Source organism: Kitasatospora sp. NPDC059577, from assembly GCF_042735475.1.
In the GTDB taxonomy this organism is placed as follows: domain Bacteria; phylum Actinomycetota; class Actinomycetes; order Streptomycetales; family Streptomycetaceae; genus Kitasatospora.
Genome location: NZ_JBHWBZ010000015.1, coordinates 113,853 through 126,946 on the forward strand (window position 1 = coordinate 113,853; position 13,094 = coordinate 126,946).

Here is a 13,094-nt window from a genome sequence, read left to right on the forward strand (position 1 = left end):
CGGGCGACAGCCCGTCCGGGCAGTGACACGCTGAAACCCGGGAGTCACGTCCACCACGAACCGAGAAGGCCGCATGCAGGCGTCAGCAGCACCGTCCTCCGACCACCCCGAACCAGGCGCCCCGTCCGCCGTCAGCATCCGCGGACTGTGGAAGCACTTCGGCACCCAGGCCGCCGTGGCCGGGCTGAACCTGGAGCTGCCGGCGGGCTCGTTCATCGGCCTGGTCGGCCCGAACGGCGCCGGGAAGACCACCACGCTCTCCATGGCCACCGGACTGCTCCGGCCCGACCAGGGCACCGTCCTGGTCCACGGGACCGACGTCTGGGCCGACCCGGTCGAGGTCAAGGCACGGATCGGCATCCTGCCCGAGGGCCTGCGCATGTTCGAGCGGCTCAGCGGGCGCGAACTGCTGCAGTACACCGGCCGGCTGCGCGGCCTGCCCGGCGCCGAGGTGGACCGCCGGGCCGAGGAACTGCTGGCCGTCCTGGACCTCGGCCGGGACGCCGACAAGCTGGTCGCCGACTACTCCACCGGTATGCGCAAGAAGATCGGGCTGGCCGCCGCGCTGCTGCACAACCCCGACGTGCTGTTCCTCGACGAGCCCTTCGAGGGCGTCGACCCGGTCTCCGCCCAGACCATCCGCGGCGTGCTCAAGCGGTACGCGGCGGCCGGCTCCACGGTCGTCTTCTCCAGCCACGTGATGGAACTGGTCGAGCAGCTCTGCGACTGGGTCGCGGTGGTCAACGCGGGCCGGGTGATCGCCCAGGGCCCGCTGGACTCGGTACGGGACGGGCGCAGCCTGCACGAGGCCTTCCTCGACCTGATCGGCGTCCGCGAGGACGACGGGCAGGCGCTCGGCTGGCTCGGCGGCGGCCGGGGCGGGGACGGTCCTGCCACGGGCGGCCCGGTCGCGGACGGCCCGGTCGCGGACGGCCCGGTCGCGGGCGGCCCGGTCGCGGGCGGCCCCGTCGCAGGCGGCCCGGTCGCGGGCGGCCCGGTCGGCGGCGGGCAGTTCGGGGGCGGGCAGTGAGTGCGGCCGCACCCCACGCGGTGCCGGACGGGCGGACGGTGGTCCGCGCCCTGGTGGCACTCAAGCTGCGGCTGCTGCGCAACGGGCTGCGGCGCAGCCCCGGCCGGACCGCCGTCTACGTGATCGGCGGCCTCCTCGGCCTGGCCTTCGCGAGCGGCATCGCCGTCGCCATGGCCGCGCTGAACGGGCGCTTCGCCGGTTCCGGGGACGCCGGAGTGATGCTGCTCGGCGTGCTGACCCTGGGCTGGGCCGCCCTGCCGCTGTTCCTGTTCTCCAGCGACGAGAGCGCCGACCCGACCCGGCTCACCATGCTGCCGCTGCGGCCCGGCCCGCTGCTGCGCGGCACGCTGCTGGCCGCGCTGATCGGGCCAGGACCGCTGACCAACCTGGTTCTGGTGACCGGCGCGGTGCTGGCCGGCGCGGGCGGCGGCGCCTCGGCCGCGGTCGCCGTGGTCGGCGTGCCGCTGGCGGTGCTCTGCCTGGTCACGCTCTCCCGGGCGGTCGCGGCCGGCAACGCCCGGATGCTGTCCAGCCGGCGCGGCAAGGACTTCGCGATCTTCGGCGGGCTGGCCTTCGCGCTGCTGATCCAGGCCGCCAACGTCGGTTCGCAGAGTGTCTTCGGCCGTCCCGGCCAGAACATCGACCTCAGCCCGCTGAAGCCGATCGCCTCCGTGCTGCGCTGGATCCCGCCGATCAGCGCGGCGGACGCCCCGCGCACCGCCGCCGAGGGCCGGTACGGGCTCGCGCTGCTGCAGCTCGCCGCGGCCCTCGTGCTGCTGGCACTGCTGCTGCGCTGGTGGCGCGGCAGCCTGCAGGAGCTGATGGTCACCGCCGACTCCTCCACCCTGGAGGTGGCCCGCGGGGTCCAGCGCTCGCGCGGCTGGTCCTTCCTGCCCGAGGGCAGGACCGGTGCGGTGATGCAGCGCCACCTGCGGTACGCCTGGCGCGAGCCGCGGGCCAAGGCCGCGCTGTTCACCAGCATCGGCATGACGGCGGTGGTCTGCCTGCTGTCGATGGTCCAGGGCTGGGCGAGCGTCTACCTGCTGGCGATGACCGGGATGTTCCTCGGGCTGCAGATGCTCAACCTGTTCGGCATGGACGGCTCGGCGTTCTGGATGGTCGCCGCCACCCTGCGCACCCCGGCCGACGCCCGGGACGAACTGCGCGGCCGGGCGTACGCGGTGCTGTCGTACGCGATCCCGGTCACGCTGGTGCTCGGGATCGCGCTGGCCGCCGTCACCGGCGGATGGGCCGAGCTGCCGTCCGCCCTCGGCCTCGCGTGCGCGCTGCTCGGCTGCGGAGTGGCGCTCGGCGCCATGTTCAGCGTGCTGGTGCCGTACACCATGCCGGCCGACAGCAACCCGATGCGCAACGCCGCCCCCGGCCAGGGCGGGCTGATCATGCTCAACTCGTTCGGCTCGATGTTCGGCGTCGCACTGCTCGCCCTGCCGGTGGGCGGCTACCTCGGCTGGGCGCTGCTCTCGGACGGACCGACCTGGCCGGTCCTGCTGATCGGCCCGCTCTACGGCGCCCTGGTCGCCGTCCTCGGCGTCCGGCTGGCGGCCACCCGGCTGCTGGAGCGCACCCCGGAGATCCTGGCCAAGGCCGTCGAGCGCTGAGCCGAACCGTGCCGCCCGGCGCCCGGTCCCGCCCCGGGGCCGGGCGCCGATGTCCGTGCCCTGCTCCTCCGCTCCCCCGCCGTCCGCCCCGGCCGTTCCCGGGCGCACCGGCCGTTCCCGGCCGCTCCGGTCCTCCCCGGGCGCTCCGGCATCATGGGCAGGAGGAACCGGGCCGTCGAGGAGAGCAGGGACACACCGTGGGCAAGCGCGCGCAGCAGGGCGGGGACGCCGGGCCGCTGCTGGAGCAGGCGGTGCGGTCGGTGCTGACGGCACCGGAGGAGGGGCTGGACCTGGCGCTGGACACCGGGGCGTCGCTGCTGGCCGCCTCGGCCGCGCAGTGGTCGGCGGTCAGCCGGGCGGTGCTGGGGTACGCGGACACCGCCGTCGGCCGCTGCTGGTCGGCCGGGTGGCGCCCGGCGGACCTGGTGCGGGTGGTGCGGCGCGAGCTGAAGCCCGTCCACCTGGCGCTCGCGGTGGACCTGATCGCCGCCGAGGACCGCCGCCACCCCGCGGCGGCGCTCGACCGGCGCTGGCGGGAGCAGCTGCGCGAGCTGGAGGCCGAGGTCTGGTGGCCCGCCGACGAGCAGTACCTCGGCGCCTTCGCCCACCGGCACCGGCTGGACCGCTTCGCGCTCGCCACCGCCGCCCTGGAGCTGCTGCGCACCTGGGGCCGGCTGCCGCCGATCGCCCCGGTCGGACCCGCTCCCGGGCAGGCGGGCAGGTCGCCGCACTCGGGAACGCCGCGCACCGGACCGCAGCACGCCGGAGCGGCGACCGGCGAGCCGCGGATGCTGGCCCGGATCCGGGCGCTGCTGGCGAAGGCCGAGTCCACCGAGTACCCGGAGGAGGCCGAGGCGCTGACCGCCAAGGCCCAGCAGCTGATGGCCCAGCACAGCATCGACGACGCGTTGCTGGCCGCGACCGGTGCCGACCGGGACACCCCGGCGGCCCTGCGGATCGGGGTGGACAACCCGTACGAGGGCCCCAAGACGATGCTGCTGGACGCCGTCGCGGTGGCCAACCGGTGCCGGGTGGTGTGGGCGAAGGAGTTCGGCTTCTGCACGGTGGTCGGGTTCGACGGCGACCTGGACGGCGTCGAACTGCTCTACACCTCGCTGCTGGTGCAGGCCACCCACGCGCTCAACAAGGCGGGCTCCCGCCGGGACTCGCGCAGCAAGGCGTTCCGGCAGTCCTTCCTGGTCGCCTACGCGGCGCGGATCCGCGAGCGGCTGACCGCCGCCACCGAGCGGACCACCAGTGCCGCCGCGGCCGGCCGGCACCTGCGCGAGGACGGCACCGAGGAGCAGCTGCTGCCGGACGAGCGGCTACTGCCCGCGCTCGCCGCCCGCTCGGAGGCGGTGGACGACGAGGTCGGCCGGCTGTTCCCGAAGCTGGTCTCCCAGCGGGTCCGGGTCAGCGACGGCGAGGGCTGGGCGGCCGGACGCGCCGCCGCCGACCGGGCCGCGCTGCACGGGCGCGCCGGGCAGATCCGCCGGTAGTGCCACCCGGAGACCTGATAGAAACTAATCCGCCACGAACCAAGGGGGATTCGACGTGACGGAGCCGGCTGCCGAGTCGGGGTACCGGGACCGGGTGCGCGGAGCGCTGCTCGGCGGAGCGATCGGCGATGCGCTGGGCTGGCCGGTGGAGTTCCAGCAGCTCCACCAGATCCAGGACCGGTACGGGCCGGCGGGTGTGACCGCGCTGCCGGCCGGACCGGGTCCGGTCGAGGTCACCGACGACACCCAGATGACGCTGTTCACCGCCGAGGGCCTGATCCGCGGCTTCGTCCGCGGCTGGACGGGCGGTGGCGGTTCGGTACCGGAGGCCGTCCACGGCGCCTACCGGCGCTGGCTGATGACGCAGTACCAGCCCGCGCCCGACACCGAGCCGCAGCCCCGCCCGTACGACGGCTGGCTGTTGCGCCAGCCGTTCCTGTACGCGCGGCGGGCGCCGGGCAACGCCTGTCTGAGCGGGGTGTCCGAGCACCCGGTGTTCGAGGCGCCGTCCGCGATCGGGCGGCCGGGGCCGGTCAACCCCGGGTCCAAGGGCTGCGGCACGGTGATGCGCTCGGCGCCGTTCGGGCTGGCCCGGCTGGGCGTCGAGCAGTCCTTCGGGCTGGCCGTGCAGTGCGCCCAGCTCACCCACGGGCACCCGACCGGCTACCTCGCGGCGGGCGCCTTCGCGGCGCTGGTCGAGCGGCTCGTGAACGGGACGGAGCCGTGGGCGGCGGTCGGCGAGACCGTGGAGCAGATCCGCGAGCTGCCCTCGTCCAAGGAGACCGTCCAGGCCCTGGCCCGGGCGGTGCGGATCGCCCAGGAGTCCGAGCCCGGGGCGGAGGCGGTGGAGCGGGTCGGGCTCGGCTGGACCGCCGAGGAGTGCCTGGCCATCGCGGTGCACTCGCTGCTGGCGGCCACCCTCGACCCCGACCCGGTGCGCACCGCGCTGCTGCTGTCGGTCAACCACTCCGGCGACAGCGACTCGACCGGCGCGGTCTGCGGCAACCTGGTCGGGGCCGCGTACGGTGCCTCGGCGCTGCCCCCCGAGTGGGCCGGGGCGGTCGAGGGGCGGGCCGAGCTGCGGCAGGTCGCGGGCGACCTGCTGGTGCTGTTCGGCAGCCGCGACCCGCTCCACCCGGGGCTCGGCGGGCGCTACCCGGCCTGGTGAGCCGCCCGGGTGCCGCCTCGGCGCCCGGCCGACCCGGGGGCCCTCCGCGCGGCACCCGGCCGGCCCGGTGACTACCGCGCCGCGGGGTCGGCGACCTGACCCAGGAACAGCGGCCGCCCGCCGTGGGTGTCCCTGATCAGGAACAGGAACGGCCGGTCGATGTGCAGCTGGGCGGTCTGGTCCTGGGCCGGCGCGGCCGCCGCGGCGACCCCGACGCCGCTGCCCGCGGCCGCGACCGTGCCGTCCTCGTCGACCTCGACGGTGGCCTTCTGCACCACGGTGCTGACGGCGAGCGGTTCCTTGGCGATGCCGCTGAGGTCGGCCCGGTCGAAGACCGCGTTCACGCCGAGCGAGCGCAGCGCCGGGGTGAGCTCGTTGGACGTGTCGAAGTGGAAGCGCGGAAGCTGCAGGTCGACGCGCCGCTCGGCGAGGGCACCGAGGATCCGGTCGAGCTGGGGCTGGTCCAGGCCCTTGTCGAAGGCCGCGAAGCCGCCCTGCGCGGGGACGATCAGATCCATCACCAACCCGCCGTCCGCGTAAGGGAGTTCGACGGCCTGCCAGGGTTCGCCGACGATCCCGCCGGAGCCCTCGGCGTACTTGAACTCGCCGGTCTGGCTCATCGAGGGGACGGCCGGGGCGGAGCCGTCCAGCCTGTGGAACGGGCGGTCGGCGGTCTGTGCGGGCTTGAACGCGGAGGCCCACTTGGCCTTGAGGTAGAGCGCGTCGGTGAGCACCAGCCGGGTGGCCGGGGTGATGGTGTTCGGGGCAAAGAGGTCCTTGATGCGGCCCTCGGTGGCCTTCTCCACGGCCGCGTTGACGCTCTTGCGCGAGCCGTCCGGGTCCTTGGCGAAGTCGACGGGGTGCACGCCGGTGTCGAAGGCGGCGGCCAGGGTGGCCAGGTAGTCCGGCTGCACCGGGAAGCCCTGCTGGGTCCAGAGGTCGTCGCTCTGGCGCAGGGTGAGTCCGCCGGCGGAGGGGGTCCCGCGGTTCAGCGCGCCGGTGGCGAGGGCGTACTGCTGCGGGGTGAGTTCGGTGTGCAGGGCCTTGGCGAGCTCGTCGGCGGTGGCGCCGCGGGCACCGGGCAGCAGCATGGCGAGCACGGTGGCCAGGCCGGACGGCGAGACGACGAGGTTGCGGCCGGCGGCGTCGGGCCGCGCGCTGAGGGTGTGCAGGAGGTCGAGGCCGAAGGCGTCGGTGGCGGTCGCGGTCGCGGCCACCTGGGCCGGGTCGGCCGCCGGGCGGCTCGCGGGCGCCGAGGCCCGGAGCTCCGCGGGCGCGGCGGCTCCCTTGCTGCCGCACCCGGCGAGCAGTGGTGCAGCGAGCGCGGCGGCGAGGAGCAGCGCCGCCGGACGACGGGGTGGACGACGGGTTCCGGTGCTGCGGTTCGTCATGGCCCTTCGACGCGCGACCCCGCGGACCGGTTCCCCGGCGCCCGGCGGACCGGTTCCCCGGCGCCCGCCGGCCGGCTGTCCCGCCCGTCCCCGCCCGCTTCCGCTCAGTCCCAGAGCGCTCCGAGCTCCAGCAGCTCGTCCCGGTGCTCGATCCGCTCCACCCACTCGGCGGGCCAGACCGTCTCGCCGTGGTGGGCGCCCGCGAAGGCGCCGGTCAGGCAGGCGAGGGAGTCGGAGTCGCCACTGGAGTAGGCGGCCCGGCGGACGGCGGCCACCGGGTCGTCCGGCAGCAGCAGGAAGCAGAGCAGGCCGGTGCCGAAGGCCTCCTCGGCGACCCAGCCCTCGCCGGTGGCCAGGCAGGGGTCGGCCTCCGGATCCGGGGCGGCGAGCGCGGCGTCCAGCTGGTCGAGCACCGCCAGGCAGTCGTCCCAGCCGCGGGCGATGACGGCCTGCGGCGAGGGGCCGTACCAGTGGGCGGCGAGGTCCCCGAGCCAGAACTCGTCGTACCGCTCCCGGCTCGCCAGCGCGTACGCCCGCAGCACCGCGGGCAGGTCGGCCGGCGGCAGGCCCTCGGCGAGCTTGCGGACGGCGTACGCGGTCAGGTCGCTGGCGGCGAGCGCGGTGGGGTGGCCGTGGGTGAGCGCGGACTGCAGCTGGGCGGCACCGGCGAGCTGTCGGGCGTCCAGTTCGCGGACCAGCCCGATCGGGGCGACCCGCATGTTGGCGCCGCAGCCCTTGGAGCCGACGTCGCTCGCCTGCTGCCAGCGGACCCCGTCGTGGCTCAGCCGTTCGCAGGAACGCAGGCAGGTCATGCCGGGGGCGCGGTTGTTCTCCGGGGAGCGCCACCAGTCGACGAACTCCTCGCGGACGGGCCGCTCCAGGCGCAGCGGGGTCAGCGGCCCGCGTGCCAGGGCGGTGCGCAGGCCTCGGCCGAGGGCCAGCGTCATCTGGGTGTCGTCGGTGACCAACGCCCTGGCGGGCAGCGGGAGCCGCCGCCAGTCCGGATGGTCGGCGGCGATCGCCTCGACGGTCCTGAACTCCGTCACCCGGCCGATCGCGTCCCCGATCGCCAGCCCCAGCAGTGCTCCTGTCGCCTTGCCCACGGCACTTCCCCCTGTTCCGTCGCCCCGTCAGACCTCGACCGGCAGTTCCTTGAGCCCTCGGATCACGTAGCCCGGGCTCCACTCGGGCTCGCGGACGAGCCGCAGGCCCGGGGCCCGGCGCAGCAGGGTGCCGTAGGACTCGGTGAGTTCCAGTCTGGCAAGCGGGGCGCCCAGACAGAAGTGGATTCCGGCGCCGAAGGTGACGTGCGGGTTGTCGGTGCGGCCGAGGTCGAGGCGGTCGGGGTCGGCGAAGCGCTCGGGGTCGCGGTTGGCGGAGCCGAAGAGCAGGGCGATCTCGGAGCCGCGCGGGATGGTGACGCCGCGGACCTCGATGTCGTCCAGGACCCAGCGTTCGAACATCTGCAGCGGGGTGTCCCAGCGCATCAGTTCCTCGATCGCGGTGGGTAGCAGCTCGTCCACCGAGCCGCGCAGCCGGGCGAGTTCACCGGGGTTGCGGAACAGCGCCCACCAGCCGTTGCCGGTGGTGTTGACGGTCGCCTCGTGGCCGGCGTTGAGCAGCAGCACGCAGGTGGAGACCATTTCCTGCTCGCTGAGCGCGTCGGAGCCCTCCTGGGCCCGGATGAGCGCGCTGATCAGGTCCTCGCCCGGTTCCGACCGGCGCTCGCGGATCAGGGCGCGCAGGTAGTCGGAGAACTCGGTGCTCGCGGCGACGGCCCGGCGGGCGGTCTCCTCGGTCGGGTTGAGTTCGAACATCCCGGTGATGTCGGCGGACCACGGCCGCAGCAGGTGCCGGTCGCCCTCCGGGACGCCGAGCATCTCGGCGATCACGGCGACCGGCAGCGGCTCGGCGACGGTGGCGATCAGGTCGCCGCCGCCGGCCGCGAGCAGGTCGTCGACCAGCTCGCCGGCCAGGCGCCGGACGGTCGGGCGCAGGCCCTCGACCATGCGCGGGGTGAAGGCCTTGGAGACCAGCCGGCGGATCCGGGTGTGGTCGGGCGCCTCCAGGTCGAGCAGGCCGTGGTCGTTCAGGGTGTGGAAGGGCTCGTGCGCCGGGTCGGGCTCGGGGCGGCCGAACTCCGCGTGGCTGAAGCGGTGGGTGTAGGTGCGGCCGAGCCGTCGGTCGCGCAGCAGCGCGCTGACGTCCTCGTGGCGTGAGACGAGCCACTGGTTCGTCGGCTCGAAGTACGTCACCGGCGCGTGGGCGCGCAGCTCGGCGTACGCGTCGTACGGGTGGGCCACGAACGCCGCCGACCAGGGGTCGAACTTCGCCGTCGTCGTCATCGGTCGATCACTCCAGGCCGTGAGGGGAAGCCGGAAGGATCATCGTACGCAGGCGGTCCGTCCGTGGATAAGACCCTTCCGGCCCTTGCCCGTTCCCCCGACCCCGGCCCCCGGCCCCGCCTCCTCGGCCCCCGGTCGCTCGGCCCGCTCGGCCCGCTCAGGCGCGCTCCGTCACCAGCCGCCGCACCAGCTCGGGCAGCGCCTCCGAGATCGGCTCCCGGATCACCTCGTCCGCCGCCTCGTCGTACGGCGTCGGCTCGGCGTTCAGGATGATCAGCCGCGCCCCGGTCTTCACCGCGTTGTACGGCAGCGCCGCCACCGGGAACACCTGCAGGCTGGTGCCGACCGCGACGAAGACGTCGCAGGCCCGCGCGATCGAGTCGGCCTGCCCGAGCACCTCCGGGTCCAGGTTCTCGCCGAACATCACCGTCCGCGGCTTGAGGATCCCCCCGCACTCCCGGCACGCCGGGTCCGGCTCGCCCGCCTCGACCCGCGCCAGCGCATCCGCCATCGAGCCGACCACCCGGCAGCGCAGGCACTGCACCTCCCGTGCGGTGCCGTGCAGTTCGAGCACCTTGCGGCCGCTCAGCCCGGCCGCCTGGTGCAGCCCGTCCACGTTCTGGGTGAGCACCCGCAGCGGCAGCCCGGAGCGCTCCAGGTCGACCAGCGCGCGGTGCCCGGCGTTCGGCTCTGCGGCCAGCGCGCCCGTCTCCAGCCGCATCCGCCAGGCCCGCCGCCGGATCTCCGGATCCTCCCGGTACGGCCCGATGGTGACCAGCTCCTGCGCCGACGGGTCCTTCTGCCACAACCCCTGCGGGCCGCGGTAGTCGGGGATGCCGGAATCGGTCGAGATGCCCGCGCCGGTGAGCACGGCGATCAGGGGTCGCTTCGCGTTCATGCCCGGACGCTACGGCCACGGGCCCTCCCCCGGCCACCGAAAATCCGGGTACGGCCGCGGGCACGACCGCCTCGTCCGGCGCGGGCCGGGGCCGCTGTTCACCCCGCTCGGGCCGGGCTGCCGTTCACCGCGCGCGGGCCGGGGTCGCCGTTCACCCCGCTCGGGCCGGGCCGCCGTTCACCCCGCTCGGGCCGGGCCGCCGTTCACCCCGCTCGGGCCGGGCTGCCGTTCACCGCGCGCGGGCCGGGGTCGCCGTTCATCCGGCGCGGGCCGGTGTTCCGGACGGGCCGAGCGGCGTCGCGCCGCGGTCAGACGAGCACCGGCCGCGGTGCGGACACCGGGCGGGCGAGCGGGGCCAGCGCGACCAGGTAGCAGGCGGCGGCGAGCGGGATGAGGGCCAGGTCGACCCCCGAGGCGAGGGTGCCGAGCAGCACCAGCACCGGGCTCCACCAGCGCAGCGTCCGGGAGCGGCCGACCGCGACGGCGGTCAGCAGCGCCAGCAGGCCGACGTAGAAGAGCAGCGGGCCGACCTGGTAGACGGCCGGCAGGACCCCGGGGACGCCCTGCACCCGGTCGAACAGCCGCGCCTGCTCGGCCTTGTCCGCCGCCGCGAGGCCGACGACCAGGTCGATCCCGATCTGCGCCAGCGAGCAGAGCAGCCCCACGAAGGCGGTCGCCGTCGCCGCCCCGGCCGCGATCCGCCCGGCCGTGCCGTGCGGGGCGAGCTTGCGGCGCAGGACGAGGAAGACGGGGGCGAAGAGGAGCAGTCCGGCGAACATCGCGGTGTGACCGGCCGTCCAGCCGAGGCCCGGCTCGCGGGAGCCCGGCACCAGGCGGATGCCGCCGTAGAGGGCCATCAGGGCGGGGGCTCCCACGACGGCGAGCGGGGTGACGCGGGTGAGGTCCGCGGTGCGGGCGGGCCGGGCGGCGCGACCGGTGCGGGTGGTTCGGGTGGCCTGGGCGGCGCGAGTGGCGTTCATCTGACGATCTCCAGTGGTGTGGGCCTGTCCGACACCCCAGAGCCTCCCGGTCCGGGCTCTCCTCGCGGATCGCCCGCACCGGCGAACTCCCGGCCTCCCCCGCACGAGGGAGCCCGCCGCCACGCGGGAGCCCGCACACCCCGAACCCCACGCCCCGAACCCCACGCCCCGAACCCGGGCCTCAGGACCCCCGCCCACAGGACCCCCGGCGCTCAGGACCCCCGCCCACAGGACCCCCGGCGCTCAGGACCCCCGCCCACAGGACCCCCGGCGCTCAGGACCCCCGGCCCTCAGGACTCCCCCACCACCACCGCGCCCGCCTCGTACGCGAACACCACCGCGTGCACCCGGTCCCGCAGCCCGAGCTTGCCCAGCACATTGCTGACGTGCGTCTTCACCGTGTGCTCGCTGACCACCAGCTCGGCCGCGATCTCGGCGTTGGACAGCCCGCGCGCGATCAGCCGCAGCGTCTCCTGCTCGCGCAGGGTCAGCTGCTCCAGCAGCTTGGACGGCGGACGCACCGCCCGCTCCGGCGCCCCCGGCCGCCGGGCGGCGAACTCGCCGATCAGCCGCCTGGTCACCGAGGGAGCGAGCAGCGCCTCCCCCGAGGCGACCATGCGCACCCCGTGCGCCAGGTCGTCCCGCCGGACGTCCTTCAGCAGGAAGCCACTGGCCCCCGCGTACAGCGCGTCGAAGACGTAGTCGTCGATGTCGAAGGTGGTCAGCATGATCACCTTGGTGGACGGGAACTCCGCGCACACCCGGCGGGCGGCCTCCAGCCCGTCCATCACCGGCATCCGGACGTCCAGCAGCAGCACGTCGGGGCCGTGCGCGCGGACCGCTTCCACCGCCTCGGCGCCGTCGGCCGCCTCGGCCACCACCTCGATGTCCGGCTGCGCGTCCAGGATCATCCCGAACCCGGCCCGCACCAGCTCCTGGTCGTCCGCGACGACCACCCGAATCGGCGTCATCCGCCCACCCCTTCCGCTCTTCCGCCCGCCTGCAGCGGCAGCCGGGCGCTCACCACGAAACCCCTTCCCTCCGGTCCCGGGCCGGCCTCGGCCCGCCCGCCGCAGGCCGCCGCCCGCTCGCGGATGCCGACCAGCCCGCGCCCGCCGGACCAGCCGACCACCGCACGGCCGGCCGTCGGCGGCACCCCGTGGCCGTTGTCGGAGACCACGACCTCCAGCACCTCCCCGGTCCGCCGGACCCGGACCGCCGCCCGGTCGGCCCCGGCGTGCTTGACCGTGTTGGTCAGCGCCTCCTGCACGATCCGGTACGCCGCAGCTTCCACATCGGCGGGCAACCCGCCCTTCCCGTCGGGGAGTTCGATCTCGACCCGCAGGCCGGCTCCGCGCACCCGCTCGGCCACGTCGGCGAGTTCGGCCAGCCGGGGCTGCGGCGCCAGCTGCCGGCCCGCCTCCGGATCCTTCAACACGCCGAGCACTCTCCGCAGTTGGACCATCGCGTCCCGGCCGGCGTCACCGATGGCGTCGAACGCGCGGATCGCCCGGTCCGGATCGCTGCGCACCACCACCGGCCCGGCCTCGGCCTGGATCACCATCAACGAGACGGCGTGCGCCAGGATGTCGTGCATCTCCCGGGCGATCCTGGCCCGCTCCTCCGCGACCGCCCGCGCCGCGTCGCTCGCCGCCCGCTCACCGGCTTCCCGGGCCCGCTCCGCCTGCACCCGGGCCAACTGCCGCTGGGCACGCACCAGCGAGCCGAAGACGAAGGTGCCGACGGAGGTGACGAGGCTGAACAGCGCGCCGTTCGGCGAGTGGGTGCCGAGGACGTTGCCGGCCACCACCACGGCCAGCACGCTCCACCGCATCCGGTCCGAGGAGCGCTCCGCCACCGTGTACAGGGCGATCACCCCGGACAGTGGCACCTGGGGGTTCGCCGAGTGCGCCACGACCGAGATCACCAGCGCCGGCGCCGTCGCCAGCAGCAGCACCGTCAGCGGTCCCCGGCGCCGCCAGGGCAGCGGCAGGGCGGTCGTCACCGCGAGCAGGTAGATCCACCACGGCCGGGCCGTCTCGTCCTGGGACACCGCCCACACCGCGACCCCGGCCGCGGCCACCGCCAGCAGCGGGTCCAGCACGTACGGCCCCAGCCCGGCCGGCCGGTTCGACCGGCCCGACGCACGCTCCACCCCGCTACC

The 13,094-nt window shown here is 75.4% G+C and carries 11 protein-coding genes; 4 read left to right on the forward strand and 7 right to left on the reverse strand.

The genetic code is table 11. The annotated features are described in order from the left end of the window. Positions 1–73 precede the first annotated feature (73 nt). From ACFV0O_RS15380 to ACFV0O_RS15395, 4 genes are all read left to right on the forward strand, one after another. The gene (locus ACFV0O_RS15380) at positions 74–1,030 is read left to right on the forward strand and encodes an ABC transporter ATP-binding protein (protein ID WP_380341342.1); all 957 of its coding nucleotides are present in this window, start codon (positions 74–76) and stop codon (positions 1,028–1,030) included. Beyond that, positions 1,027–2,649 (forward strand): transporter, encoded by a 1,623-nt coding sequence (locus tag ACFV0O_RS15385; RefSeq protein ID WP_380341345.1) that lies wholly within the window; start codon positions 1,027–1,029, stop codon positions 2,647–2,649. The genes ACFV0O_RS15380 and ACFV0O_RS15385 overlap by 4 nt, the downstream gene beginning before the upstream one ends. Positions 2,650–2,846: 197 nt before the next feature. Then, positions 2,847–4,148: a DUF2786 domain-containing protein gene (locus tag ACFV0O_RS15390; RefSeq protein WP_380341348.1), complete on the forward strand. Its 1,302-nt coding sequence runs from the start codon at positions 2,847–2,849 to the stop codon at positions 4,146–4,148. Positions 4,149–4,203: 55 nt separating this feature from the next. After that, the gene (locus ACFV0O_RS15395) at positions 4,204–5,316 is read left to right on the forward strand and encodes an ADP-ribosylglycohydrolase family protein (RefSeq protein WP_380341351.1); all 1,113 of its coding nucleotides are present in this window, start codon (positions 4,204–4,206) and stop codon (positions 5,314–5,316) included. Positions 5,317–5,387: 71 nt separating this feature from the next. Here ACFV0O_RS15395 and ACFV0O_RS15400 read toward each other — a convergent pair whose 3' ends face one another. From ACFV0O_RS15400 to ACFV0O_RS15430, 7 genes are all read right to left on the reverse strand, one after another. Then, positions 5,388–6,707 carry a serpin family protein gene (locus tag ACFV0O_RS15400; RefSeq protein ID WP_380341354.1) on the reverse strand — a complete coding sequence of 440 codons (1,320 nt, stop codon included), beginning with the start codon at positions 6,705–6,707 and terminating at the stop codon, positions 5,388–5,390. A gap of 104 nt (positions 6,708–6,811) precedes the next feature. Beyond that, entirely contained in the window at positions 6,812–7,810 is a 999-nt protein-coding gene (locus tag ACFV0O_RS15405) for an ADP-ribosylglycohydrolase family protein (RefSeq protein WP_380341356.1), read from the reverse strand. A gap of 27 nt (positions 7,811–7,837) precedes the next feature. Then, on the reverse strand, positions 7,838–9,052 hold the full coding sequence (locus ACFV0O_RS15410; protein ID WP_380341358.1) for a cytochrome P450: 1,215 nt from the start codon (positions 9,050–9,052) through the stop codon (positions 7,838–7,840). Positions 9,053–9,209: 157 nt separating this feature from the next. Further along, a complete protein-coding gene (locus ACFV0O_RS15415) occupies positions 9,210–9,950 on the reverse strand; it encodes an NAD-dependent deacetylase (protein WP_380341361.1) in 741 nt (246 codons plus the stop codon). A gap of 308 nt (positions 9,951–10,258) precedes the next feature. Then, complete coding sequence (locus ACFV0O_RS15420; RefSeq protein ID WP_380341363.1) at positions 10,259–10,930, reverse strand: hypothetical protein; 672 nt, start codon at positions 10,928–10,930, stop codon at positions 10,259–10,261. 290 nt (positions 10,931–11,220) lie between these two features. Then, positions 11,221–11,901 (reverse strand): response regulator transcription factor, encoded by a 681-nt coding sequence (locus ACFV0O_RS15425; RefSeq protein ID WP_360254603.1) that lies wholly within the window; start codon positions 11,899–11,901, stop codon positions 11,221–11,223. After that, positions 11,898–13,085 carry a sensor histidine kinase gene (locus tag ACFV0O_RS15430; protein ID WP_380341366.1) on the reverse strand — a complete coding sequence of 396 codons (1,188 nt, stop codon included), beginning with the start codon at positions 13,083–13,085 and terminating at the stop codon, positions 11,898–11,900. Before ACFV0O_RS15430 ends, ACFV0O_RS15425 begins: the two co-directional genes overlap by 4 nt. Positions 13,086–13,094: the final 9 nt, after the last annotated feature.